Genomic DNA, 23,565 nt, shown 5'->3' with positions numbered 1-23,565 from the left:
TTCCGGGCGCCTTCGGCTTGCGCCGCAGCCTGTCAGCCGGAGTCCCCGTCACCCCGACTGTCATCGGGATTCTCCGGGATCCCGAACGTCGGCGTGGTCGCCGGCGCCGTCGGCTGTCGAGTCGTGGCCCCGTCCGTCGGCTCGACGGTCGGCTCCTCCGTGGGCACCGCACTCGTCGGCGCCTCGGTCGACGGCTCCGCACTGGTCTCCGGCGCCGAGGGCGTGTCCGACGGCGTCTCCTCGACGGTCGGCGTGGGCTCGACGGTCGGCGTCACGGCCGCACCCATGTCCGTGTCGAGGTCGAACTCGCTCGTCGAACCCATCGCGCCGAAGGTGTACGCCGCCCATATCTCGGCCGGGAAGCCGCCACCGTTGACACGGCCGCCGCCCGCCGCGCCCTTCAGCGTGACCTGCTTGCTCTCGTTCGCGGTGCCCACGGCGCCCTCGCCGAACAGTCCGACCGAGGTGACCAGCTTCGGCGTGTAACCGGTGAACCAGGCCGACTTGTTGTTGTCGGACGTACCCGTCTTGCCCGCCACCTGCTGGCCGCCCCGGTTCGGGGCCTCACGCACCGAGAGCCGGGCCGTACCGTCGTCCACCACGCCGGTGAGCACGGAGGTCACGGAGTCGGCGGCCTCGCGGCTGATCACCTGCTCGCCGATCGGGTCCGGGAAGTCGACCTCGCGGTCCTTGTGCTCGGCGGACTTCACGATCGCCGGGGTGACCTTCTTGCCGTGGTTGTCGAGGGTCGCATAGACGCCGGCCATCTCCAGCGGGCTCGCGCCCATGGAGCCGAGGGTCTGGGCGGGCACGGACTGCAGGCCGTCGACGTCCATGCCGAGCTCGCCCGCGGTCTTCATGACCTCGTCCATGCCGACGTCGACGCCCATCTGAGCGAAGACGGAGTTGATGGACTTGTTCATCGCCGTCTGCACGGAGACGTCGCCGTAGTTGACGTCGTCCTCGTTCGGCGGCGCGAATCCGACCTTTCGGCCGTCGTCCACGACGGGGCGCTCGCTCGTGCCGTCGTAGACCGTGGACGCCGTGATCGGCCGGCCGTCCTGCGTCTCGGAGCCGTTCTCCAGCGCGGACGCGAGGATCAGCGGCTTGAAGGTCGAGGCGACCTGGTAGTCACGACGGGTGGCGTTGTTGAGGTAGTGCTTGGTGTAGTCCTGGCCGCCGTAGAGCGCGAGGACCTTGCCCGTCTTCGGGTCGACGGACGCGGCACCGGCCTGGACGTTCGCGTCGACCTTGCGCTTCTCGGGGTCCAGCCGGCTGGTGAGCTTCGCCTTGACGGCCTTCTCCAGCAGCTTCTGCTTCTTCTCGTCGATGTTGAGCGTGACGGTCCAGCCGCCGGCGTCGACCACCGCCTTGGCCTCGTCCATGTCGGCGGCGGTGCCCTGGGAGACGAGCTGCCTCTCCAGCGCCTCGTCGGCCGCCTTCACCAGATAGCCGGTCTGGCCCTCCAGACCGGGCGCCGCCTTGGGGTCGTCCGGGACGGGGAACTTCAGGTCCTGAGCCTGGGAGGCGTCCAGCCACCCCTCCTCGACCATGTTGTTCAGGACGTACTTCCAGCGCGCCTTGACGAGCTTCCGGCCCTCGTCCGACGCGTCCGCCCAGTCGTACTGGCTCGGGGCCTGCAGCAGCGCGGCGAGATACGCGCCCTGCGCCACGTTCAGCTCGCTCGCGTCGACGCCGTAGTACGCCTGGGCCGCGGCCTGGATGCCGTAGGCGCCGCGCCCGTAGTAGCTGGTGTTGATGTAACCGGCGAGGATGTCGCCCTTGGAGTACTGCTGGTCGACCTTGAGCGAGATGACCAGCTCCTTCAGCTTGCGCGTGACGGTCTGGTCCTGGCTCAGGTAGTAGTTCTTCACGTACTGCTGGGTGATCGTCGAACCACCCTGCTTGCCCTTGCCGGACAGGGTGTTGATGAGACCGCGGGCGGTGCCCTTGAAGTCGACGCCGGCGTCCCTGTAGAAGGACTTGTTCTCGGCAGCGACGAAGGTCCGCTGGACCTCCTTGGGGACATCGGCCAGTTCCACGATCTCGCGGTTGACCGCACCGGTGCGTACGAGCACCGAGCCATCGCTGTACTTGTAGATGTTGCTCTGCTTCTGAGCGTCCGCGTTGCCCTTGGGCACATCCACGACCATGTACAGGACGACGAAGGCGCCCATGCCCAGCAGGCAGAGTCCGAAGAACGTGCCGAGGATCTTCTTCCAGGTGAAGAGGCGGCGTATCACCCCACGTTCGGCGCCGGAGGAGCGCACGTGCGCCGCCCGGCGCGCACCGCGCTGCCGCGCTCGTCGCTCTTCCGCTCGTCCCATGCGTCCGTTCAGCTCCGCTTCGTTCTCGTCTGCGTATGCCTCACAGGCGCATCAGCGACCTCACAGGCATACCGGCCAAGTCAGCTCAGAAAGCTAACACCGCACCCTGGGGCAAAGGTCTCCCGATCCGGTCTTTTCCGGACGTGAGAATGAGCACCTGTCCCCATGGAACCGACGAGCCGAGCGCCCGGAAGGTTGCGCGCGAACGGCTCACAACCGGCCCACAGCATCACGAATGCCGCTCAGCCGCACGGCTGCGGACAGCCGTCCCGGCGTCGTCGGCGCAGGTCAGAGCACCCGCACGGGCAGCGGCCGCAACGCCTCCCGCAGGGCACCGGCAAGCTCCTCGTACTCCGCGCACCGCGCAGCCCCCGTCCGCATCACCAGGGCGATACGCCGACTCGGCGCGGGCTCCGCGAAGTAACCGGCGAGCAGCTGATTGCTGCGACTGGTCTCCACCTTCACGGCCGTCCGCGGCAGCAGCGTCACACCGACACCGCCCGCGACGAGCTGCACAAGCGTCGAGAGGCCGGCCGCGGTCGTCGTCACCGGAGCGTCGTCGCGGCCCACCTCCCGGCAGATGTCGAGGGCCTGGTCCCGCAGACAGTGCCCCTCGTCAAGCAGCAGCAGCTTCAGCTCCCGCAGGGCCTCCCGCGGAATCCCCTCGCGCCCGCCGAGCCAGTGGTCGAGCGGAGTGACGAGCACGAAGTCCTCGTCGAACAACGGCAGTTCGGTGACGCCGGGGACGCCGAGGGGCACCGCGAGGAGCAGCAGATCGAGCCGCCCAGCGGCCAGCCCGTCCAGCAGGGACGCGGTCTGCTCCTCATGCACCTGGAGATCGAGGTCCGGGTACGTGTCGTGGAGCAGCCGCAGCACGGTCGGCAGCAGATACGGGGCCACGGTAGGGATCACACCGAGCCTCAGTTCGCCCGTGAAGGGCGCACGGACCGCCTCGGCCTCCTCGAGGAGCGCCCCGACCTCGGCCAGCACGGCCTTCGCCCGCGCGGCGAGCCGCTCCCCCGCGGGTGACAGGAGCACCTTGCGCGTGGTCCGCTCCAGCAGCTGTACGTCGAGCACCTCCTCCAGCGCCGAGACGGCGCCGGACAGCGCGGGCTGGCTCATGCCGATCGCGGCAGCCGCGTCCCGGAAGTGCAGATGCTCGGCCACGGCGGCGAAGGCGCGCAGCTGCGCGAAGGTGGGCTGGCGTGCCCGTCCGCCGCCCGGCGCCGCACTCCGCTTACTCACCTGTCGCTCACCACCCTGCAGGGACCGTCACCGCACACCGCTTGCCGCCCCGTATCGCTTGCCGCCATCGATTACCTACCGCTACTGATAGCCACCATCAATCAACCTGACCGAGTCTAGCTATTTCACTAATCAATGCAGCGTGTGCCACCCTCGTGATCAGTCCAACCCATGGAAATCCCGCAAGCGGGGTTCCCTTTTGCTGCAAGGAGAGCGCGTGCTCACTGTCGGTGACCAGTTTCCCACGTACGACCTGACTGCTTGTGTGTCGCTGGAGAGCGGCAAGGAGTTCGAGCAGATCAACCACAAGTCCTACGAGGGCAACTGGCGCGTGGTGTTTTTCTGGCCGAAGGACTTCACCTTCGTGTGCCCCACCGAGATCGCGGCCTTCGGCAAGCTGAACGACGAGTTCGCCGACCGCGACGCCCAGATCCTCGGTGTCTCCGGCGACTCCGAGTTCGTCCACCACGCCTGGCGCAAGGACCACGCCGACCTGCGTGACCTGCCCTTCCCGATGCTGGCCGACTCCAAGCACGAGCTGATGCGCGACTGCGGCGTCGAGGGCGAGGACGGCTTCGCGCAGCGCGCGGTCTTCATCGTCGACCCGAACAACGAGATTCAGTTCACCATGGTGACTGCGGGCTCCGTCGGCCGTAACCCCAAGGAGGTCCTGCGGGTCCTCGACGCGCTGCAGACCGACGAGCTGTGCCCGTGCAACTGGAAGCAGGGCGAGGACACCCTCGACCCGGTCAAGCTCCTCTCCGGCGAGTGAACGAGGTCTGACTGACATGGCTCTCGACGAACTGAAGTCCGCCGTACCGGACTACGCCAAGGACCTGCGCCTGAACCTTGGTTCGGTGATCGGCAACTCCGAACTGCCGCAGCAGCAGCTGTGGGGCACGGTGCTCGCGTGCGCGATCGCATCCCGGTCCCCCCGCGTCCTGCGTGAGCTGGAGCCCGAGGCGAAGGCGAACCTCTCGCCCGAGGCGTACGCCGCGGCGAAGTCGGCCGCCGCCGTCATGGCGATGAACAACGTCTTCTACCGGACGCGCCACCTGCTCTCCGACCCGGAGTACGGGACGCTGCGCGCCGGTCTGCGGATGAACGTCATCGGCAACCCCGGCGTGGACAAGACCGACTTCGAGCTGTGGTCCCTCGCGGTGTCCGCGATCAACGGCTGCGGGCAGTGCCTCGACTCCCACGAGCAGGTGCTCCGCAAGGCGGGCGTCGACCGCGAGACGGTCCAGGAGGCCTTCAAGATCGCGGCAGTGATCCAGGCGGTCGGTACGACGCTGGATGCGGAGGCGGTGCTGGCCGAGTAGGCCCGCTTCCCGTCTGGGGGCTGTGCCCCCAGACCCCCTGTCGCCCTAACGGGCTCGTCCTCAAGCGCCGGACGGGCTGAAGTCAGCCCGTCCGGCGAAGCCGCCGACCCCTAAGGCGCCCCGCCAGAAGAAGGCGGACGCTCCGTCGGCGCAACGCCCGCGGCAGTGGACCCATGGGGCCGCGGCGACTGCCGAAGCCCGGCGACTCCCCGGTCGTACGCCCGCAGATACCCGACGACGGTATTGGTCACCGCGACAAGCGGCACCGCCACCACCGCTCCCCCGATCCCCGCCACCATCCCACCCGCGGCGACCGACAGCACGACCGCGAGCGGATGCACGCGAACCGCGCGTCCCAGGATGAACGGCTGCAGGATGTGGCCCTCGATCTGCTGGACCGCCAGCACCACCACCAGCGTCATGAGTGCCGTGAAGACCCCCTGCGTCACCAGCGCGACCACCACCGCCAGCGCGCCCGACACCACGGCACCCACCAGCGGGATGAACGCGAACAGGAAGATGAAGACGGCCAGCGGCACGGCCATCGGCACATCGAGGAAGTAGATGCCGAGCCCGATGAAGATGGCGTCGATCAGTGCCACTACCACCGTGCCGCGCACATACGCCGTCAGCGTCCGCCAGGCCCGCGGCCCCGCACCCGCGACACCCGGGCGGGCGTTCGCGGGGACCAGCTTGAGCGTCCACTCCCAGACGCGCCGCCCGTCGTAGAGCAGGAACAGCGTCGAGAACATCGCGAGCAGGATCCCGGTCAGCGCCTCGACGACGACCGTGACGCCTTCCAGTCCCGCGGACGTGATCGCTTCCGTATTCGAGCTGATCGCCTCACGCAGATTCTTGGCGATCTCGTTGATCTGCGTCTCCGTCACATGGAACGGGCTGTTGAGCAGCCAGTTCCTGAGCTCTTCGATGCCGTCCTGGACCTGGTCGGAGAGGTTGTCGATGTTCTCGATGACCTGCCAGGTCACGAACCAGCCGACGAGGCCCATCACGACGAACCCGAGGACCGCGGTGAGTGCGGTGGCCGGCCCGCGGGGCACGCCGTACCTGCGCAGCCGCGCCACGGTGGGCTGCAGCAGTGCGGTGATGAGCAGAGCGGCCACGAACGCCAGCACTACCAGTTGCACGGCGCTGATGACCCGCATCAGCACCCAGAGAGTGCCCGCGAGGACGAGCATCCGCCAGCCGGCCTCGGCCGCGACGCGCACACCCCAGGGCACGGCGGCGGCGGGATCGGGCCGGGTGATGACACCGGGAGCGACGGGCGTCCCTGCCGGGACATCGGCCGGGCCGGAGCCCTGACCGGACGTGGGCGGCATCTCATGGCCGGCAGCCGGATCGGAGAGGTCGCCGCCGACCGGCGGGAGCCCGTCGTCCGCGTCCTCCTTCTCGGCTTGAGCGCGGCGCTCGGCCAGCCGCTCTCCCATACGGCTCACTCCGGCGCCGAGCCGGTCGAGCCACCCTGGCACTCGCGACATATCCGTCCTCTTCCCCCCGTATGTCCCCACCACTCCCCCCGGAGTGGTCCGGTCCGACCGTACATGGCCGAAGCCCCCCACCGTAGGACGGTGAGGGGCTTCGTAAGGTTGAGCGGCTCAGGAGCGGCCGGGATGCTCAGTACCAGTTGTTGGCCTGCCAGAACGACCAGGCGCCGCAGGGGCTGCCGTAGCGCTCGTTCATGTAGTTCAGGCCCCACTTGATCTGGGTGGCAGGGTTGGTCTGCCAGTCGGCGCCGGCGGACGACATCTTGGAGCCGGGCAGCGCCTGGAAGAGACCGTAGGCGCCCGATGAGGGGTTGACGGCCTTGTAGTTCCAGTCGGACTCGTGGTCCACGATGTTGCTGAAGCACGTCCACTGGTCGCCGGCGACCATCTGCCGTGCCATCGCCTGTATCTCGGCGATGGTGTACGAGCTCTGGGTGGCGAAGTCGGAGGCGTCACGGGCCGCGCTGCGGCTGGCCGCTTCCTCGGCCTCCTTGCGCTCCTTGGCCTCCTGTTCGGCCTTCTCCGCGGCCTTCTGCTTGGCGATCGCGTCCTCGGCGGCCCGCTTGCGCGCCGATTCCTCGGCGGACTTCTTCGCGGCGGCGTCGGCGGCGATGGCCTGTGCGTCGGCCTGCTGCGTCAGCGACGCGGTCTGCACCTGCGCCTGCTGGCCCGCGGGGATGTCTGCGAGGAGGGTCGCGTCGCCTGCCGTTGCCTCGAAGTCGTTCGAGGGCTGCTGGGTGCTGCCCGAGGCAACTCCCACGACGGCGCCAACAGTGGTGACCGCAGTGGCGGACGCCACCGCGAATCCCCGGACCGAGATCCGGCTCACACGGTTTCCTTCCAGCATCGCCCGCTTGTGGGTGACCCTCGCGGACGCAATCGTGCCCCTGGCACTGGCCTCCCAACGACGGGTCACGGGAGGCACGGGCCCGGTGGGCAACTCCCCTGCGGGGAGCGCCGCGTGGTGCTCGGGCGGCATACGACGGTCTCTATGTAGTTCTGTTACGCCGTACTGCTGGCGGGACACAAGTGTCGTATGCGGGGCCTGACAGGACCCACACACTGCCGTAGCCGGACACTGCAAGGCAATTCTGAGGTACGTGTGAAAGCTCACACGTCGTTTGACCCAGGAGTTTTCCGGAAAAGTGAACACGCCAAGACGCCGCCCGGCTAGGCTCTACGCCTTTGCCGGACGGCGCCAACTCCCGCGTAACCGCAACTCATTGGGCGATCAGGGGCGGGCTGGTACGGATGGGTCAGATCTGCCCGTCCTCCAGCATTTCGGTCACAAGTGCCGCAATCTGCGAGCGCTCGGACCGGGTGAGCGTGACATGCGCGAAGAGCGGATGCCCCTTCAGTTTCTCGACGACGGCGACGACTCCGTCGTACCGGCCGACCCGCAGATTGTCGCGCTGGGCGACGTCATGGGTCAGTACGACACGGGAGTTCGCCCCGATCCGGGACAGAACGGTCAGCAGGACGTTCCGTTCCAGCGACTGCGCCTCGTCGACGATCACGAAGGCGTCGTGCAGGGAGCGGCCGCGGATGTGGGTGAGCGGCAGCACCTCCAGCATCCCGCGCGCCGTCACCTCCTCGATGACCTCCCGGCTCGTCACCGCGGACAGGGTGTCGAAGACCGCCTGCGCCCAGGGGCTCATTTTCTCGGCCTCGGAGCCCGGCAGATAGCCGAGCTCCTGCCCGCCCACCGCGTACAGCGGCCGGAAGACCATCACCTTCTGGTGCTGCCTGCGCTCCAGCACGGCCTCGAGCCCCGCGCACAGCGCCAGCGCCGACTTGCCGGTGCCGGCCCGGCCGCCCATCGACACGATCCCGACGTCCGGGTCGAGCAGCAGATCCAGCGCGATGCGCTGCTCGGCGCTGCGGCCCTTGATGCCGAACGCCTCCCGATCGCCGCGTACGAGACGGACGTTGCCCTCCGAGGTGACCCGGCCCAGCGCCTTGCCCCGCTCCGAGTGGATCACCAGACCGGTGTGCACCGGAATCTCGGCCGCCTCCGGGACATACAGGGTCTCCTCCTCGAAGAGGAGGTCCACCTGCTCTCCCGAAAGGGTGAGTTCGGACATTCCCGTCCAGCCGGAGTCCGTGATGGCGAGCTCCGCGCGGTACTCCTCGGCGAGCAGGCCCACCGACGACGCCTTGATGCGCAGCGGCAGGTCCTTCGACACGACCGTGACGTCGTACCCCTCGGCCTGGAGGTTGCGGGCCACCGCGAGGATCCGGGAGTCGTTGTCCCCCAGCCGGTATCCCGCCGGGAGCACGGCGGGGTCGGAGTGGTTCAGCTCGACCCGGACGGTCCCGCCCAGGTCCCCGATCGGTATCGGGGCGTCGAGGCGCCCGTACTTCACCCGGAAGTCGTCGAGCAGGCGCAGGGCCTGCCGAGCGAAGTAACCGAGCTCAGGATGGTGCCTCTTGGCCTCGAGTTCCGTGACCACCACGACGGGCAGCACGACCTCGTGCTCGTCGAAGCGGGACAGGGCGTTCGGGTCGGCCAGCAGGACGCTGGTGTCGAGAACGTAGGTGCGCCGGTCTGGCTTGGGGCGCTTTGTGCTGGTCACCACGGAAGGACGTACCCCCTCGGATGAGGTCGGGGAGCGACGAAAGGGATCGGGACCGGTCCCGGCCGCGATGCGCGGGCCGAGCGCCGGCCCTCCAGCTTCCGACGGAGATGATGCTCCCCGCGCGGTCGTCCTGGTGCAAAGGGCCTCCCGGGCGGACGGCCCCGTGCCGTCCGCTGAGATACGACGCCCACTTGCACGGGCGTCGACCTGGAAGGCTTATTCCCTCGAACACGCGCAGCCATGCCATGGCATATGACGGCGCGTTGGTGAACTCTGCGTTACTCGTGCCCCGGGGGTCAGCCGGCTATCCGCCGTAACGCCGGTGCCGTGCCGCGTAGTCACGCAGGGCGCGGAGGAAGTCGACCTTGCGGAAGGCCGGCCAGAAGACCTCACAGAAGTAGTACTCGGAGTGGGCCGACTGCCACAGCATGAAGCCCGACAGGCGCTGCTCGCCGCTGGTGCGGATGACGAGGTCCGGGTCGGGCTGGCCGCGCGTGTAGAGGTGCTCGGAGATGACGTCGATGTCGACGAGCTCCGCGAGCTCCTCGAAGGTGGTGCCCTTCTGGGCGTGGTCCAGAAGGAGGGAGCGGACGGCGTCGGCGATCTCCTGGCGACCGCCGTAGCCGACGGCGATGTTGACGAGTATCCCCGTGTTGTCCTGGGTGGCCTGCTCGGCCTCCTTCAGTACGGACTGGGTGCGGGCCGGCAGCAGATCGAGCGTGCCGACGTGGTGGACGCGCCAGCGGCCGTCGGCGGCGAGGTCGCGTACCGCGTCCTCGATGATGCCGAGCAGCGGGACGAGCTCTTCCTCGGGGCGGGCGAGGTTGTCGGTGGATAGCATCCAGAGAGTGACGACCTTGACGTCCGTCTCGGCACACCATCCGAGGAACTCGGCGATCTTGTCGGCCCCGGCGCGGTGTCCCTGCGCGGTCGTGCCACCGGAGGCCTTCGCCCAGCGCCGGTTGCCGTCCAGGATGACCCCGATGTGCTTCGGGACCTGGTCGTGGTCCAGACGGCCTTCCACCCGGCGTGCGTAAAGTCCGTACACCAGGTCGCGCAAGTTCACGTGCGGTCAGTCCCTCCGTGTGGCCGTGCAGCTGACGACAGTCCCCGAGGGCGCCACCCTACCGCCGGAAGATGTCGACTCGGGCACAGGGTTCGTGACAGCCGCGCGGCTTCAGCCGGCAGGCTTCAATCGGCAGGCTTCGACCGGCAGGCTTCAGCCGGCAAAGAAAAACGGGCCGGTCCGTGGGGGGGAGACGGACCGGCCCGAGGGGGGGTTTCCACCATAACCCTTCGTGAGTGATGCTGCGTGCATTGGCGCGCCACAACTACTCTCCGAAGTCGTCCAGCGACGTTTTGCGCCCGCTCCCACGGGTTTCGGGCGACGGCTCAAGCGGGCGCCGGCTTGCGCGCCTCGATCAGGAAGCGGGCGCTGTGGGCCGTGAACGGCCCTTCCGCCTCGATCTGCTCGTGCAGCTCACGCAGCTGCGGCCGGTACTGCTCGACGGTGAACCCGGGCACCATCCAGACGACCTTGCGCAGGAAGTGGACGACCGCCCCGATGTCGTGGAACTCCATCCGCAGCCGCTCCGACCGCAGGTCGACGACCTCAAGACCCGCCGACTCGGCCCCGGCCCGCGCGGCGTCGGGATGCCGTCCGTTACGCACCTCCTCCGGCTGCGGCCCGAGGAAGTACTCCACGACCTCGAAGGCGCTCGCCGGGCCGACCTGCTGCGAGAAGAACGCGCCGCCGGGCATGAGCACCCGCGCGATCTCGTCCCAGTACGTGTGCACCGGGTGCCGGCTCACCACCAGGTCGAACGCCTCGTCCGCGAACGGCAGCGGCGCGTCCTCCGGCGCGGCCACGACGACCGCGCCGCGCGGGCGCAGCAGTGCGGTGGCCTTGGCGATGTTGGGCGGCCAGCCCTCCGTGGCGGCGGTCAGCGGCGGGAGCTTCGCGGCGGAGGCGAGGACCTCCCCTCCGCCGGTCTGGATGTCCAGCGCGGCCGAGGCCCGCGCCATCCGCTCCCCCATCGCCCGCGCGTACCCCCACGAGGGCCGCTCCTCGGTGGCCCGGCCCTCGAACCACGAGAAGTCCCACCCGTCGACGGGGGCGGCCTCGGCTTCCGCGACGAGCTTCTCGAACCTGTCCATGGGGTGATCGTCCCAGCGGGGCGCGGTGGCCCGCGACCGAATTACGCGGCGCCCGAGGGCGCGATACGTGGCCGGCCCGGCCCGACGGCGTGTCTGTCTCAGCCCGCCGCGAGCCCTCCCAGCACCAGGCCCACGAACGCCCCGCCGATCATGAATGGCCCGAGGGGGATCGCCGACTTGCGGCCCGCCCTGCGCAGTGCCATCAGCGACAGCCCGTAGACGGCACCGAACAGCAGGCCGGCGAAGGCGCCCGTGAGTAGGATCCTCCACCCGTACCAGCCGAGGGCCGCGCCGAGGCCGACGGCCAGTTTGACGTCGCCGAAGCCCATGCCGCCGGGGTTGATCAGGAAGAGTACGAAGTACGCGCCGCCGAGCACGACCGCACCGAGCAGCGCCGTGGGCCAGGAGCCCGCGCTGCCCGGCAGCAGGGCGGCGAGTCCGAGCAGCAGGGCGGCCGCGGCGGCGAGCGGCAGGGTGAGTACGTCGGGCAGCCGGTGCACGGCGTAGTCGGTGAGCGCGAGCAGCACGGCCACGGGTGCGGTGAGCAGCCAGACCGCCAGTTCGGGACGGGGTCCTGTGGCCGCGGCGAGCAGCGCGCACGCCAGCGCGGTGACGGCGGCGACGACTGCCGTGCGCGGCCCGTACGCCGTGCCGTCCGCGCACCGCGCGCGCCCCACCCAGCCGCCGAACGGCCCCGTGAGGGGGTGCCCGGCGGGGCAGTCGCCGCGCCACGGCTCCTCGGGTTCGACGGCGAGCCGGTAGGCGGCGCGGGGCAGCAGGACCCCGGTTGCGGCGCCCCAGGCGGCAGCCGCGGCGATCAGCAGCGGGTACACGCGGGTGACCCTATTGGCCGACGCGCCGAGGGGCATGGGCCCGTGGGCCCATGACAGGACCCAGTGCGGTGCGGATACGGTCGGGATGCCGCCGAAGGGCAGGCAACGGCAGTCGAAGGAAGACCCACAGGCAACGGACGGACAGGGGGCGGGCGATGGGACGCTGGCGCGACGGTCGGGCGAAGCTGGTCGTACACGGAGCCGGCGATGGCGCCGAAGGGCCCGCCGTCACGGTCCCGTTGGAGCTGGCGACCTCGTACCGCGCCCGCACGCGCGGCCTCCTCGGGCGCGACGGAATCGACGGCGCGATCCTGCTGTCCCCGGCGAGCAGCGTGCACACCTTCCGCATGCGGTTCGCGATCGACGTCGCCTGCCTGGACCGCAACCTGAACGTCCTGACCGTCCAGACCCTGAAGCCGGGCCGTCTCACCCTTCCGCGCCTGAGGGCCCGGCACGTCCTGGAGTCGGGGGCGGGGACGATGGCCGGGTGGGGTCTGCGGCCGGGTGCGCGGGTGACGGTGGAGCACAGCACCCAGGTGCCCTGATCACCTGGGTGCCTCCGTCATCGCCTGAGTGCCCGTCTCAGAGGTTCCGGACGCTCAGGAGCGGCCCGCGGCCGCCTCACGGAGCAGCGCCAGCTCCCCGTACATGACCTCGCCGGGGCACTCCGTCGCCATCCAGTCGCGGTGACCGCTGATCGACGGGACGTCCTTCTGCGTGCCGTTGATGGGGTTCGTGTAGGTGAGCCGGGCCCCCGGGTCGAGGCCGTGGAAACGGCACAGCACGCGGACCAGCCGGGTGAGGGAGGCGCGGGCCGCGTCCGTCGGGCCCTGCTCCATCAAGTTGCCGAGGAGGGCGATGCCGAGGTTGCCGGAGTTGTAGCCGGCGGCGTGGAAGGCGGTGACGAGCTTGCCCTCACCGTCATGGGCGGGGATGCCGTCGTCACCGGAGTAGCGGCCCTCGTAGACGCGGCCTTCCTCGTCGATGAGGAAGTGGTAGCCGATGTCGCCCCAGTCGTTGGTGATCGCGTGCAGCTCGTAGATGGCGCGGACGGTGGCGGCGGGGTCGGGGTCGTTGTTGACGGTGGCGGTGTGGTGGACCGTGATGGTCTGGAAGGGGTAGTACGCGGTCGGCGTGTTCTCCGTGCCGTCCGGCTTGAACCGCTTGGACTCGTCGGCGCCCCAGGCCGGCCGCGACAGATAGGCGACACCGCGTACGCGGGTGGTGTCCGACGGGACGTCGACCTTGCGCTCGGGTCCGTTGCTGGTGTCGAGAGCGACCGAACGCAGCCCGGTGGCGCCCTCGGGCGCCTTCACCTCGTACCCGGACGCACTGCCGGCGGGGACGAGCAGCGCGCCGCCGTTCGCGTCCGAACAGCCGCTGCCGCTCAGGGACTTCCAGTCCCCGCCGGCGCCGTCGGCGTCGTGCAGACGGATGCCGCCGCCGTCCACCGAGTTCGTGCCCTCCCAGCGGATGCCGACATAGGCGATGGGAAAGGCGGCCTCGACGGGTGCTTCGCCGGTGGCCGCCTTGGAGCGGGTCTTGGGGAACGTCTCCACGGTCGTGCCGTCCTGCGGGGCACCGCTCGCGCCGCTGGAGTCGGAATCGGTGGAGTCGGTGGTGGCGGCCATGACGGCGGGGGTGACCACTGCCCCGGCGGCGACGGCACTTGCGGCGCCGATCAAACCGCGGCGCGTGAGGCGGGACTTGGCGCGGTGGGATGCGGGCGTGGGGTCCGCCTCGGCGGAGGGCTGGGAAGGCGTGGAGGGCCCGGATGAAGCGGGGTGGGAGGGGGGAACAGCCATGGGGGGTTCCTTACGTGTTCCTTGAGTTCGGTCCTGCCGACTGACCGGCGCAGGGCACACGTGTCCCCCACCCAGCCACATGCTTGAAGACTCAAGGAAGCCTAACGTGAAGCGCATCAGCCCCGAAAGACACATCCGCACCATCTGTCACAGTCCGGCGGGCCGACCCGAATTCTAGCCATCTGCCCGCACCTGCAAGGGAGTTACGGGAAAACCAAGCAGGTAATACGCCCGCCTGGAACAGACACGGGGGCACATCAGCAGCGAGCCCGGATGGCGGCTCGCCCCGCTCGGCCTGATCCTGAAGGGGAACGCCGGACGGCGCGGGAGGTGGCCGACATGAGCCGAGGCACAGGCACGGACGGCCTCGGGGACAGGCCGGCGGGCGAACACGTGGACGAGTTCGCCTCGAGACTGCGCGGGCAGCTCGTACGGCCCGGGGAGCCCGGCTACGACGAGGCGCGCGAGATCTGGAACGGCCTGATCGACAGGCGCCCGGCGCTCGTGGCGCGGTGCGACGGCGACGAGGACGTGGTCGCGGCGGTGCACTTCGCCCGCGACAACGGGCTGCCGCTCGCGGTGCGCGGGGGCGGGCACGGCGTGGCCGGGCATGCGGTCTGCGACGGCGGGCTGGTCATCGATCTGTCGGGGATGACCGCGGTCGATGTCGCCCCGGAGCGGCGGACGGCGCGGGCGCAGGGAGGCTGCACGCTGGCGGACGTCGACCGCGCGACCCAGCGCCATGGCCTGGCCGCTCCCCTGGGGGTGGTGTCGGCGACGGGGATCGCCGGTCTCACGCTCTCCGGGGGCATGGGCTGGCTTCGGCGTATGTACGGGCTGAGCTGCGACAACCTCGTGTCCGCGACGGTCGTCACCGCCGACGGGCGCCTGCTCACCGCCAGTGAGGGCGAGAACGACGACCTGTTCTGGGCGATCCGCGGAGGCGGCGGCAACTTCGGCGTCGTGACCTCGTTCGAGTACCGCCTGTATCCCGTGGGCCCGGAGATCTTCTTCTGCAACGTGTACTACCCAGCGGACCGTGCCGCAGAGGTGCTGCGGTCCTGTGAGCAGTACGTGTCCAAGGCGCCCGACGGGGTCGGTCCGCTCGGGGTGCTCGGTCGGGTTCCGGCGATCGAGGAGTTCCCGGCGGAGGCGCACGGAGAGCCCTTCGTGGCGGTCCTCGCCCTCTTTCCCGGTGACCCGGCGGAGGGCGAGCAGGCGTTGCGGCCGCTCCGGGAGATCGCCGAGCCGATCTGCGATCTCAGCGGCGCCCTCACCTATGTGGAGGCGCAGACCGTCCTGGACGAGGACTACCCGGACGGCGGGCGCTACTACTGGAAGTCCCTGAACGTGCCGGAACTCAGCGACACGCTGATCGAACGGCTGGTCGAACACGCGGCCGCGGCGCCGTCGCCGGCCTCGACCGTCGACGTCTGGTACCAGGGCGGCGCCATGGCACAGCCGGCCGATGAGGACACTGCCTTCGCCAACCGGGGCGTCCCGTACCTGATCGGGATCGAGGGGAACTGGGAGGCCGAGGCCGACTCGGCCGCGAACGTGGCGTGGGTGCGCGACACCTTCGCCGGTCTGCGCCCGCTCTCGGCCGGAGGCATCTACCTGAACTTCCCCGGCTTCCTCGAGGAGGGCGAGCAGCTCCTGCGCGAGGGCTACGGCCCCAACTACGAGCGGCTGGCAGCGGTGAAGGCGGTGTACGACCCCGGAAACCTGTTCCGTCTCAACGCGAATATCGCGCCGAAGAAACCGGCAGCCTGAGACCAGGACGCGGCGGGCGAGCACGCGGCGGGGCGAGCACGCGCCGACCACGCCCGGTCCGGCCGGTCTCGGCCGCGCAGGACGCAGGGTCGAGCACGCGCAGACCACGCCCGGTCCGGCCGGTCTCGGCCCTGCTACCCGGGGAACCCCTCGTCGGTGAACCCCTCGGCGGAGCCGGTCACCCCAGTGAACAGCACGACCGGCTGTTCCTTGTCCTCATGGCCGATGCCCGCCGCAACGATGCGGTCGCCGACGCGCCAGTACAGCAGGTCGCCGAAGTATCCGCTCTCGACGAGCTCTCCGAAGAAGGGCGGCAGTTCGTCGTCGTCCGGATCCATGGAGGAGTAGTCCTCCATGGACATGGACTCGTGCGGGCCCCATCGGGCATCGAGCGCTGCCGCCAACTCCCCGAGCTCCTCCTCGAACTCCTCACTCGTCCGCATGAGCTCGTCCCAGTCGTCGTTCGGGGGAGCGAAGTCACGGCTCTCGTGCAGGGTGACGAGGTGGTAGTCGTCGTCGCTGTTCAAGGGGCGGGCGAGGAGTTCGTCGATCCGGGAGACGTACTGCTGCACACTCATCGAGGGCCCACTCACAGCTTGGCTCTGAGGGCCGGAGCGGCCATGGGTTCCAGGGCGCCGCTCTCGGCAAGGGCTTTGTGGGCGGCCAGCACCGTCTGAGTGGACGGTGTCTCGCCGGGGCTCTCCGCGAGGTCCAGGACGACTCCACCGTGCTCGGTGGGAAGCCGGCGGGGCGCGTGGAAGTCGTCCGGGATGCGCGCGGCGCGGTTCTCGGACAGGTACACCGCCCACCCCGAGCGCGGGTGGGAGGCCCGGGGACCGTAAGCCGACCTGAGCTCGTTGAACAACGGCCGGTCGTAGGTCAGCCCGTGGTCCGGGTCCCATGCGGCCGCCAACAGCGCCAGGACTTCGGCGTACTTGCCCGCCAGCGGAACGGCCGATGAGCCGGATGCGGGGAAGAGCTGCAGCACCGCCGTGAACGGGGAGTACTCGTCCGAGCCTCCCGCGATCACCTTGCCCCTTACGTGTGCGCCATCCGGCCGGATGGCTACGACGTTGGCGGTGTAGCCGAGGATCTCCAGGTCGTCCTGCGTGTTGGCCGCCTCGAGCGCCGCCGCGAATTCCTCGGCGTTCGCCGGGACGAGCCCACCCGGGCCGGCGTCCTCGTCCCAGCGCCACTCGGCCAGGGCACCCTCCGACAGCCTGGTCAGCCCGGTCAGGAGCTCCAGCCAGCGCTGAGCCAGCTGCAGAGGTGTCTCGGGCCTGGGCCCCCAGGACACCTTCACGACCACTTCGCCCGACATACGCGCGCTCCTCTGTTCCTACTTCTCCACCGGGGTGTACTTGACCACCACGTCCACGTCGGCGTCGTCAAAGGCCTTCTGTGCCGCGTCGGCCGCCCGCTTGTTGGAGAAGTTCCATTCGACCGGCTTCCCGTTCGCTGCCCGCAGCTGGCGCCGCGCCTGCTCGATGAACTTGTCCGCCTGGGCCTTCTGAAGGTTTCCGTCGCTGTCGACCTTCTTGCCGTACCCGAACTTCGCCTCGACGTAAGTCTGCCGCGACGAGTCCCAGCGGTCGAAGTCGACGTCCCTGCCGGTCCTCGGGTCCTTGACAGCGTATTCCTTGCCGCGCTTCACCCCGGAGACCTGCTCCTGGTAGCGCATCCAGCGTTCCATGCTCGGCCAGTACGCCACCGAGTTCTTGGCCTTCCACTGGCCGTCGCCGGCGTCCTTGGAGCCCTTCCGCGGGTTCTTCAGGTCCTTGTGCCAGGACGGCTTCTTCCACTTGGCGACCTTCTTGCGGCTCTCTTCCTTCTTCGCCTCCTTCTCGGCCTTCGCGGCCTCGTCGGCCTGCTTGCGGGCCTCCTCCGCCTGCTTCTTGGCCTCCTCGTCGCAGCCGGTCTCGGCCAGGAGGACATACGGGGAGCGGATACCGCCGGCGGCGAGGACCGTGGTGCCCGTACCGGAGGACCCGGTCAGGCCGGGGGCATCGCCGTACGGGATGGTCCGGCGGGGCCCCGAGGTGAGGGTGCAGCCGGAATTCCTGGCCTTCTCCTCGGCCTCGTCCGCTGCCTCGTCGGCCTCCTTCGCGGCCTTCTCGGCGGCGTCGGCGTCGCCGGCCTTGGCCGCTTTACGGGCGTCCGCCGCCGCGTCGGCGGCGTTCTCGCCCAGCTTGCCGAGTTTGCCCAGCTTGCCGAGCTTCTGGACTACCTTGGCCTCGCCGTAGCCGGGGATGAAGAGCGAGCCGATGTTCCAGACAACGTTGGTGACGGCGCGGGTCTTCTCGCCGTTGTTCCACTGGTCGCGGACCTCGTCGCCCACGAACATGTCGTCCAGGACCGTGACCCCGGTGTTCAGCGACGCGCCGCCCCAGTCGGTGAGGGCGTCGAAGTAGTCGCCGTTCTCCCACTTCTCGCCCGCGTCCTTGGAGTCGGCCGACCACTGGTCGCCGAGCGAGCTGCCGTAGTCCTTCAGTCCCTCCCAGGCCTCGCCCGGGTTAGTGACCGTGTCCCAGATGCCTGTGACGTCGCCCCAGATGCCGTCGACGAACAGACCTTCGCCGACCTGTTTGATCTGGTCGCCCGCGCATCCGAAGAAGGCGCCGAAGCCGGAGAAGCAGCCCTCGTCGCCGCCCTCGTCACCGCCGTCCTCGGCGGCCTGTTCGTCCTCCTCCCATCCGGGCTCGTCCTCCGCGGCGGCGTTCTTCTCCTCGTCGGTCTCCTCGGTGTACGAGGCGGAGTCCTCGCCGGAGGCGCCGCCGGAGCGGCCGTCGGGGCCCTGGGAGGCGGTACCAGCGGATCCGTTGTCGCCGGTGCCGCCGTCGCCCTGGCCGGCCGAGCCGGTGCCGGAGCTGGAGCCGGTGCCGCCAGAACCGGTACCAGCGGATCCGTTGTCGCCGGTGCCGCCGTCAGCGGTTCCACCGTCCTCGTTGCCTTGGCCGGCGTTGTCCTGGCCGTCCTGGTTTTGGCCGGCGTCCGTGCCACCGTCGGCCCCTGCGTTGGCTCCCCCATCGGCCCCGGCGTCGGTTCCACCGTCGGCCCCCGCGTTCGTACCGCCGTCGGCCCCCGCGTCCGTACCGCCGTCGGCCCCCGCGTTGGCTCCCCCGTCGGCCCCCGCGTTCGTACCGCCGTCCGCCCCCGAGTCCGTGCCGCCGTCGGCTCCCCCGTCACCGCCCGTCTCGTCCTGGCCGTCCCCCGCCTGGACCTCCTCGCTGCCGTCCCCCGTGTCCGCAGGGCACGCCGTACCGGTCACCCGGCACACCGCCGACTGAAGCCCGGTGGCGATCTGCGTCCCCAGACCACTGACCAGCAGCGCGACGATGATCGCCGCGACCACGGCCACCAGACCCGCGTACTCCACCGCGGTCTGGCCGCCGTCCCGACGCCAGCGGATCATCCGTGCCAACGAGAACGGACGACGCTCCGCCCGCTCCCGATCCGCCAGACGGAACCACTCCCGGCTCCCCCGGCGAGTCAGGAACACGACAATCAGGACGGGCAAGAAGAGCTGGGTGAAGCCCCGGCCCGAGCCGTCGCCGATATTGCCGATCGCGGCGGCGATCAGCCATGCCTGCAGGGCGAGCAAGCCCCGCCACACCCACACGCCGCCGGTCCAGGACCGGCGCGCCAGCACCCACCCGATCGTGCCCGGCGCCGCCGCGAACACCACGTGCCCCAGCAGCCAGCCGTCGACGGCGTCCAGCGACGCGGCGGTCAGCAGGAGCCCGACCCCGCCCAGCACCGTGAACGCGAACAGGGTGTGGACGAGGACAAGCGCGACCGACAGTGGTCCGGGCAGATCCTGGCGCCGTCCGCTCCCCGTCGACGAGGACCCGCCACCGCCGATCGCCGGAACGCCCCCAAACGCAGACATGCCACTCCTCAACTCGCCGTCGGGAGAATGAGTTCAGGGGCAGAGGCAGTCAGATCCCCCTCATCAATACGAGCCCAGAGCGTAAAGTTCCGCCGCCTCAACCCACATGGGCCCACGGGCCCAAAGGAGGGCCCCAATTCACGTCGGCCACAGCAGCGTTGAGGGACCCATGAAGTACAGAGTTCACCGGCAGCCCCGGCACCGGGGTCGCTCTCGGCTTGAGGTCGCTACAGCACCTGATCCACATTGACCTGTTCGAGTGACGGCGCGTGACGATCACTGCCTTCACCAGCACAAACGCACCGTGTGCGCGGACTGGATGAAAGCCAGCACAAACGGATTGCGAATCATTTTGCTACTCTCCAGACATGGACTCCCCGGAGCGGTACGGCAAGGACGAGGGCCCGGCCCAGAAGGTGAGCGTGTCCATGCCCGCGGGCCGCATCGCGGCGGTCAAGGCGCGCGTGGGAGCACGCGGCTTCTCGGCGTACGTCAGCGCGGCGGTGGAACGGCAGATACAGCGCGATCTGCTGGAGGAACTGCTCCAGGCGAAGGAGGCGGAGATCGGCCCGCCCTCCCCCGGAATCCAGGAGTGGGCCGAGGAGATCTTCCGTGAGGCCGAGACCATGGCGGCTGACGAACGCGCCGCGGAAGAGCGCGAGGGGGACGGGGATCCGGAGTGGCGCGGACACAAAGCCAGTTGAGCCACGGCGTACTGCTCCTCGACAGCGAGGGGCTGAGCAAGTTCATGGCCAACGACCCATACGTCACGGGACTGATCCGTACAGCCCAGGCCAAGGACACCCTCGTCGCCGTCAGCAACCTGACGTTGATCGAAGCCTGGCACTCCAAGGTCCGCATGGACCGTCTCCGGTGGCATGTGTCGCGGCTCGAGGTTCTCCCCGTCACGGACCCTGTCACGTGGCGCGCCATCGACCTGCTCCGGAACGCGAACCTGCACGGCCACAAGTACGCCGTCGACTCCGTTGTGGCCGCAACGGCCTTGGGCTACTCCGGACCGCGCATCATCGTCACGTCCGACGTGGACGACATGAACAAGCTCTGCGGGGACCGGGTCCGCGCCGTGGGGGTGTGAAACGGCGACGCAGCCAGTCGACGACCGACGGTGAGCGCTCAGCCGCGTGGCACGAGACCGGTCCGCGAATCCGTCGCCGCAGCCTCACATACTCCTCGCCTCCCCAGACGCCCCTGCCCGTTCAGGCGGCGTGGCCCTCGAAGCGGAACTCCGGGGTGGCGTGAGGATCGATTCGGGCGCCCGACTCAAGGGCGGCAGCGAGCCGCTCGATCAGTTCCAGAGTGGGATCGACACCGCTCTCTTCGATCGACTCGATGTCCTCTTCGGACATGTCGGCTCGACGAGCCAGCTCGGCCATGCTCCAGCCAAGCGCCGAGCGGCGCTCGTAGACAGCCTGAGCAAAGTCCATCCGCCGGCCTGTGGCACGGTACGCCGGATCCTCCCGGTGCTCAGCCGGGACCTTCCAGCTGGTGTGGTATCCGCCGCTCATCAGGCCTCCTCATCCCTACTGTAGACGTCGTGCTCGCCCGCTGGGGGGTGCTCGGCCTCGCATAGCTTCCGCGCCCTCTGGGCTCGCAAGACTTCGTCGGTCTCCCGCATCTTCGTCTTTCGGAAGACGGTAAGCAGAACTGCTCTGCGGCCAGGAGCCAACCAGTACGTGACACGCATGGCGCCGATGCGCAGCTCCCTGAGCCCGTCCCCGAGATGACTGGCCAGCGGGAAGGGCAACGTCGGACCGTCCACGGCCAGTCTGTCGGCGAACCGCTCGACGGCCCTGTAGTCGGGCTTGGCGAGCGGTTCCAGCCAGGCATGCACCTCCGGCTCCAGCTCGATGGTGTACAGGTCGGGCGGTTCCGACATTGCTGCTCCGTTCCGGTAGCGGATCCGAATCTTTACTCAAGCGGTCAGACGGCTGTGACCTCGCCTTTTCGTGTGGACGTCACTCGATCGGGGCCGTCGGTACCGCGTCCGCGTAGGCGCGGGCGCCGTCGCTCGGCAGAACCGCCCACATCCGCGTACCGCCCGTCGGTTCGCGGGCCTCGCCGAAGCCCCAGTCGCCGCCGCACGCCCGTACCACGCAGGCCAGCACCCGCAGGTCCGCCCGGCGCCGCGCCTCGCAGGCCGCCGCGAGACGGGGGTGCGTGTGCCGCGGGTGCCCGTCGTAGAGGATCACCCTCAGCGCTCCCTCCCTGTAGCGCAGCGACACGTACACCTCGGCAGTGGGCGTGAACCGGCAGGCGCACGCCGCCAGTTCGCCCACCACCTGCACCGCCGCGTCCGTCACGTCCTGCAGGCCGTGGGTCCGCAGGATCGTGCGGGCCGCCGCCCTTGCGACCGCCGGGCTCGCCGGGGCGGCGGGCAGCGTGAGGCTGTACGCCAGGGCTTCGGGGGTGGGGGGTGGCGTCGGCTGTACGGGGGTTGGGCTCGGGCAGGACGAGATGGTTACGGACACGGCGACTCCCTCAGGGTGCGGTGATCGTTGAGCGGTGGTGCCCTTACGGCGACTGACGTTTTCCGCACGACGGGTGGCCTGTCTCCCTGGCGCGGGCCCGCCCCTCCCAGGGCAGGAGGCTGCGGGCAGGCTCGCGCGATGCGCTTCCGATTACGTCGTGCGTAAGCGTCGCGTTACTCACTGTAGGGCATTGCCGGAGTACGTGTACTACCTTTCCTGCGGGTGGGGTTCGGTCGCGGTGGACCGGCCGCCGAGTGCGGAGGCAGACTGACCCCGTTGCCGGGTCGGACTGGAGGGCGGATGGCGCCGAGAAGTACCCCAACTGAGCGTCAGCGGCGCCTCGGTACGGAGTTGCGCAAGATGCGCATGGCTGCAGGGATGACCACGGAGTACGCAGCCGGACTGTTGGGCGTGCCACGGACGAACGTGCCCAACATGGAGTCGGGCCGCTCGGGCATCAGCCCCGAACGTGTACGCACCCTCGCGAGCAACTACGGCTGTGTGGACCAAGCGCTCGTCGAGGCGCTCGCTGCCATGGCCGCCGAGCGGGACAAGGGGTGGTGGGAGTCCTATCGGGGCCAACTTCCCGTCAGCTTCCTGGACATCTCCGAGATGGAGTGGCACGCGCGGCGCCTGTGGATCGCCGTGAGCGTGCATCTGCCTGGGCTGCTCCAGACCGAGGACCACGCTCGTGCGGTGTTCGAGGCCGTGATCCCGCCCTTGCCGGCGGCCGATGTGGACGTACGAGTGGCGCATCGGATGGACCGACAGCAGGTGCTCGACCGGCCGGAGCCGCCAGGCCTCGACGTCATCGTCCACGAGGCCGCGCTGCGGATGGAGTTCGGGGGTTCGGAGGTGGCGCGGCGGCAGTTGGAGCATCTGCTGCGCATGTCCGAGCGGGAGGCCGTGACCGTACGAGTCATCCCGTTCAAGGCGGGCGGCTTCCCGGGGGCGGGCCAGTCGGTCGTGTACGTCGAAGCGGTCGTGCCCCAACTGGACACCGTCGAACTCGACAGCACACACGGTCCCGAGTTCATCGACTCGGAGATGCAGCTCCGCAAATACCGGGCCCAACTGGACGCGGCGCAGTCCGTGGCGCTCGCCGCGGAGCCCTCACGCGACTTCATCCGCACCCTCGCCGACGACCTCTAGGAGACCCCGTGCCGGACATCACTTGGGAAGCCCCCTTCTGCGGAGAAGGCGCCAACTGCTTCCGCATAGGCACCGACCCCGCAGGCAACGCCTACATCACCGTCGCCGGACAAGAAGACCACTACGTCACCGACACCCGTGAAGCCCTCCGTACGCTCATCCGGGACATCAAGGCGGGCAAGGCCGATCACCTGCTGTAAAGCGCCCGCGCTTGAGGCCGCAACAGCAGGGAGGGGCAATGAGGCATTGCCCCTCCGCCGCCCGGTTCCAGGGTGCTGAAACCATCCTGAAACCGCGCTGAATGCGCCCTGCCGCAACCTCTGCGGCATGACTTCAACGACATCGCACTCACTCGCCATCGCGGCCAAGGGGCTGCGCAAGGCCTACGGGGACAAGACGGTCCTCGACGGCATCGACCTGGCGGTACCGGCCGGCACGGTCTTCTCGCTGCTCGGCCCGAACGGGGCCGGCAAGACCACCGCCGTCAAGATC

24 protein-coding genes are annotated in these 23,565 nt (G+C 69.6%); 9 read left to right on the top strand and 15 right to left on the bottom strand.

Annotated features, from left to right (window positions below):
- Nucleotides 1-32 precede the first annotated feature (32 nt).
- Complete coding sequence (locus tag H1D24_RS00120; RefSeq protein ID WP_181655245.1) at nt 33-2,327, bottom strand: transglycosylase domain-containing protein; 2,295 nt, start codon at nt 2,325-2,327, stop codon at nt 33-35.
- Nucleotides 2,328-2,615: 288 nt separating this feature from the next.
- The gene (locus H1D24_RS00115; protein WP_181655244.1) at nt 2,616-3,572 is read right to left on the bottom strand and encodes a LysR substrate-binding domain-containing protein; all 957 of its coding nucleotides are present in this window, start codon (nt 3,570-3,572) and stop codon (nt 2,616-2,618) included.
- Nucleotides 3,573-3,789: 217 nt separating this feature from the next.
- On the opposite strand from H1D24_RS00115, the gene H1D24_RS00110 reads away from it, so the two are divergent.
- Complete coding sequence (locus tag H1D24_RS00110) at nt 3,790-4,344, top strand: peroxiredoxin (protein WP_181655243.1); 555 nt, start codon at nt 3,790-3,792, stop codon at nt 4,342-4,344.
- 16 nt (nt 4,345-4,360) lie between these two features.
- The gene (locus H1D24_RS00105; protein WP_181655242.1) at nt 4,361-4,894 is read left to right on the top strand and encodes an alkyl hydroperoxide reductase; all 534 of its coding nucleotides are present in this window, start codon (nt 4,361-4,363) and stop codon (nt 4,892-4,894) included.
- Between the two features lie 110 nt (nt 4,895-5,004).
- Here the strand turns inward: H1D24_RS00105 and H1D24_RS00100 are convergent, their stop codons facing one another.
- The 6 genes from H1D24_RS00100 to H1D24_RS00075 all read right to left on the bottom strand — a co-directional run bounded on the left by H1D24_RS00100 (nt 5,005) and on the right by H1D24_RS00075 (nt 11,965).
- On the bottom strand, nt 5,005-6,390 hold the full coding sequence (locus H1D24_RS00100; RefSeq protein WP_181655241.1) for an AI-2E family transporter: 1,386 nt from the start codon (nt 6,388-6,390) through the stop codon (nt 5,005-5,007).
- 136 nt (nt 6,391-6,526) lie between these two features.
- Nucleotides 6,527-7,225, bottom strand: coding sequence for an aggregation-promoting factor C-terminal-like domain-containing protein (locus H1D24_RS00095; protein WP_374063966.1), 699 nt, complete (start codon nt 7,223-7,225; stop codon nt 6,527-6,529).
- 427 nt (nt 7,226-7,652) lie between these two features.
- A complete protein-coding gene (gene phoH2 / locus H1D24_RS00090; RefSeq protein WP_181655239.1) occupies nt 7,653-8,975 on the bottom strand; it encodes an RNA 5'-3' helicase PhoH2 in 1,323 nt (440 codons plus the stop codon).
- A 304-nt stretch (nt 8,976-9,279) separates the two neighbouring features.
- A complete protein-coding gene (locus H1D24_RS00085) occupies nt 9,280-10,041 on the bottom strand; it encodes an isoprenyl transferase (protein WP_181655238.1) in 762 nt (253 codons plus the stop codon).
- 326 nt (nt 10,042-10,367) lie between these two features.
- Nucleotides 10,368-11,132, bottom strand: a complete 765-nt coding sequence (locus H1D24_RS00080) for a class I SAM-dependent methyltransferase (protein WP_181655237.1) — start codon at nt 11,130-11,132, stop codon at nt 10,368-10,370.
- A gap of 98 nt (nt 11,133-11,230) precedes the next feature.
- Nucleotides 11,231-11,965, bottom strand: a complete 735-nt coding sequence (locus H1D24_RS00075) for a prepilin peptidase (protein ID WP_181655236.1) — start codon at nt 11,963-11,965, stop codon at nt 11,231-11,233.
- Nucleotides 11,966-12,120: 155 nt separating this feature from the next.
- Between H1D24_RS00075 and H1D24_RS00070 the strand changes: the two genes are divergently transcribed.
- The gene (locus H1D24_RS00070) at nt 12,121-12,510 is read left to right on the top strand and encodes a DUF192 domain-containing protein (RefSeq protein ID WP_181655235.1); all 390 of its coding nucleotides are present in this window, start codon (nt 12,121-12,123) and stop codon (nt 12,508-12,510) included.
- 54 nt (nt 12,511-12,564) lie between these two features.
- Here H1D24_RS00070 and H1D24_RS00065 read toward each other — a convergent pair whose 3' ends face one another.
- Nucleotides 12,565-13,770 (bottom strand): peptidoglycan recognition protein family protein, encoded by a 1,206-nt coding sequence (locus H1D24_RS00065; protein WP_181655234.1) that lies wholly within the window; start codon nt 13,768-13,770, stop codon nt 12,565-12,567.
- A gap of 339 nt (nt 13,771-14,109) precedes the next feature.
- Between H1D24_RS00065 and H1D24_RS00060 the strand changes: the two genes are divergently transcribed.
- Entirely contained in the window at nt 14,110-15,543 is a 1,434-nt protein-coding gene (locus tag H1D24_RS00060) for an FAD-binding oxidoreductase (RefSeq protein WP_220136206.1), read from the top strand.
- A 134-nt stretch (nt 15,544-15,677) separates the two neighbouring features.
- Here H1D24_RS00060 and H1D24_RS00055 read toward each other — a convergent pair whose 3' ends face one another.
- The 3 genes from H1D24_RS00055 to H1D24_RS00045 are packed head-to-tail and all read right to left on the bottom strand — an operon-like array spanning nt 15,678 to nt 19,432.
- Entirely contained in the window at nt 15,678-16,121 is a 444-nt protein-coding gene (locus H1D24_RS00055; protein ID WP_181655233.1) for a hypothetical protein, read from the bottom strand.
- Nucleotides 16,122-16,132: 11 nt separating this feature from the next.
- Entirely contained in the window at nt 16,133-16,864 is a 732-nt protein-coding gene (locus tag H1D24_RS00050) for a hypothetical protein (protein ID WP_181655232.1), read from the bottom strand.
- An 18-nt stretch (nt 16,865-16,882) separates the two neighbouring features.
- Nucleotides 16,883-19,432, bottom strand: a complete 2,550-nt coding sequence (locus H1D24_RS00045) for a Tox-REase-5 domain-containing protein (RefSeq protein ID WP_181655231.1) — start codon at nt 19,430-19,432, stop codon at nt 16,883-16,885.
- 368 nt (nt 19,433-19,800) lie between these two features.
- Between H1D24_RS00045 and H1D24_RS00040 the strand changes: the two genes are divergently transcribed.
- A complete protein-coding gene (locus tag H1D24_RS00040; RefSeq protein WP_181655230.1) occupies nt 19,801-20,136 on the top strand; it encodes a hypothetical protein in 336 nt (111 codons plus the stop codon).
- Nucleotides 20,112-20,528 (top strand): PIN domain-containing protein, encoded by a 417-nt coding sequence (locus H1D24_RS00035; RefSeq protein WP_181655229.1) that lies wholly within the window; start codon nt 20,112-20,114, stop codon nt 20,526-20,528. The genes H1D24_RS00040 and H1D24_RS00035 overlap by 25 nt, the downstream gene beginning before the upstream one ends.
- A gap of 121 nt (nt 20,529-20,649) precedes the next feature.
- Here the strand turns inward: H1D24_RS00035 and H1D24_RS00030 are convergent, their stop codons facing one another.
- From H1D24_RS00030 to H1D24_RS00020, 3 genes are all read right to left on the bottom strand, one after another.
- A complete protein-coding gene (locus H1D24_RS00030) occupies nt 20,650-20,958 on the bottom strand; it encodes a helix-turn-helix domain-containing protein (protein WP_181655228.1) in 309 nt (102 codons plus the stop codon).
- Nucleotides 20,958-21,329: a type II toxin-antitoxin system RelE/ParE family toxin gene (locus H1D24_RS00025; protein ID WP_181655227.1), complete on the bottom strand. Its 372-nt coding sequence runs from the start codon at nt 21,327-21,329 to the stop codon at nt 20,958-20,960. Before H1D24_RS00025 ends, H1D24_RS00030 begins: the two co-directional genes overlap by 1 nt.
- A 79-nt stretch (nt 21,330-21,408) precedes the next feature.
- Nucleotides 21,409-21,921 carry an ATP-binding protein gene (locus tag H1D24_RS00020; RefSeq protein WP_309484152.1) on the bottom strand — a complete coding sequence of 171 codons (513 nt, stop codon included), beginning with the start codon at nt 21,919-21,921 and terminating at the stop codon, nt 21,409-21,411.
- 360 nt (nt 21,922-22,281) lie between these two features.
- On the opposite strand from H1D24_RS00020, the gene H1D24_RS00015 reads away from it, so the two are divergent.
- The 3 genes from H1D24_RS00015 to H1D24_RS00005 form a co-directional block, all read left to right on the top strand.
- A complete protein-coding gene (locus H1D24_RS00015; RefSeq protein ID WP_309484151.1) occupies nt 22,282-23,073 on the top strand; it encodes a helix-turn-helix domain-containing protein in 792 nt (263 codons plus the stop codon).
- 8 nt (nt 23,074-23,081) lie between these two features.
- On the top strand, nt 23,082-23,273 hold the full coding sequence (locus H1D24_RS00010; RefSeq protein WP_181655225.1) for a hypothetical protein: 192 nt from the start codon (nt 23,082-23,084) through the stop codon (nt 23,271-23,273).
- Nucleotides 23,274-23,400: 127 nt separating this feature from the next.
- Nucleotides 23,401-23,565 (top strand): ATP-binding cassette domain-containing protein (locus H1D24_RS00005; protein ID WP_181655224.1); only part of this gene is annotated, 165 nt, incomplete at its 3' end.

Origin of the sequence: Streptomyces himalayensis subsp. himalayensis (assembly GCF_013778455.1) — a bacterium.
In the GTDB taxonomy this organism is placed as follows: domain Bacteria; phylum Actinomycetota; class Actinomycetes; order Streptomycetales; family Streptomycetaceae; genus Streptomyces; species Streptomyces himalayensis.
This window is presented reverse-complemented; position numbering and strand designations above follow the sequence as displayed.

Coding starts and splice junctions, on each gene's coding strand:
- H1D24_RS00120 (WP_181655245.1), bottom strand. CDS start 2,327: ATGGGACGAGCGGAAGAGCGACGAGCGCGGCAGCGCGGTGCGCGCCGG.
- H1D24_RS00105 (WP_181655242.1), top strand. CDS start 4,361: ATGGCTCTCGACGAACTGAAGTCCGCCGTACCGGACTACGCCAAGGAC.
- H1D24_RS00100 (WP_181655241.1), bottom strand. CDS start 6,390: ATGTCGCGAGTGCCAGGGTGGCTCGACCGGCTCGGCGCCGGAGTGAGC.
- H1D24_RS00080 (WP_181655237.1), bottom strand. CDS start 11,132: ATGGACAGGTTCGAGAAGCTCGTCGCGGAAGCCGAGGCCGCCCCCGTC.
- H1D24_RS00070 (WP_181655235.1), top strand. CDS start 12,121: ATGGGACGCTGGCGCGACGGTCGGGCGAAGCTGGTCGTACACGGAGCC.
- H1D24_RS00065 (WP_181655234.1), bottom strand. CDS start 13,770: ATGGCTGTTCCCCCCTCCCACCCCGCTTCATCCGGGCCCTCCACGCCT.
- H1D24_RS00060 (WP_220136206.1), top strand. CDS start 14,110: ATGAGCCGAGGCACAGGCACGGACGGCCTCGGGGACAGGCCGGCGGGC.
- H1D24_RS00055 (WP_181655233.1), bottom strand. CDS start 16,121: ATGAGTGTGCAGCAGTACGTCTCCCGGATCGACGAACTCCTCGCCCGC.
- H1D24_RS00050 (WP_181655232.1), bottom strand. CDS start 16,864: ATGTCGGGCGAAGTGGTCGTGAAGGTGTCCTGGGGGCCCAGGCCCGAG.
- H1D24_RS00045 (WP_181655231.1), bottom strand. CDS start 19,432: ATGTCTGCGTTTGGGGGCGTTCCGGCGATCGGCGGTGGCGGGTCCTCG.
- H1D24_RS00040 (WP_181655230.1), top strand. CDS start 19,801: ATGGACTCCCCGGAGCGGTACGGCAAGGACGAGGGCCCGGCCCAGAAG.
- H1D24_RS00030 (WP_181655228.1), bottom strand. CDS start 20,958: ATGAGCGGCGGATACCACACCAGCTGGAAGGTCCCGGCTGAGCACCGG.
- H1D24_RS00025 (WP_181655227.1), bottom strand. CDS start 21,329: ATGTCGGAACCGCCCGACCTGTACACCATCGAGCTGGAGCCGGAGGTG.
- H1D24_RS00015 (WP_309484151.1), top strand. CDS start 22,282: ATGCGCATGGCTGCAGGGATGACCACGGAGTACGCAGCCGGACTGTTG.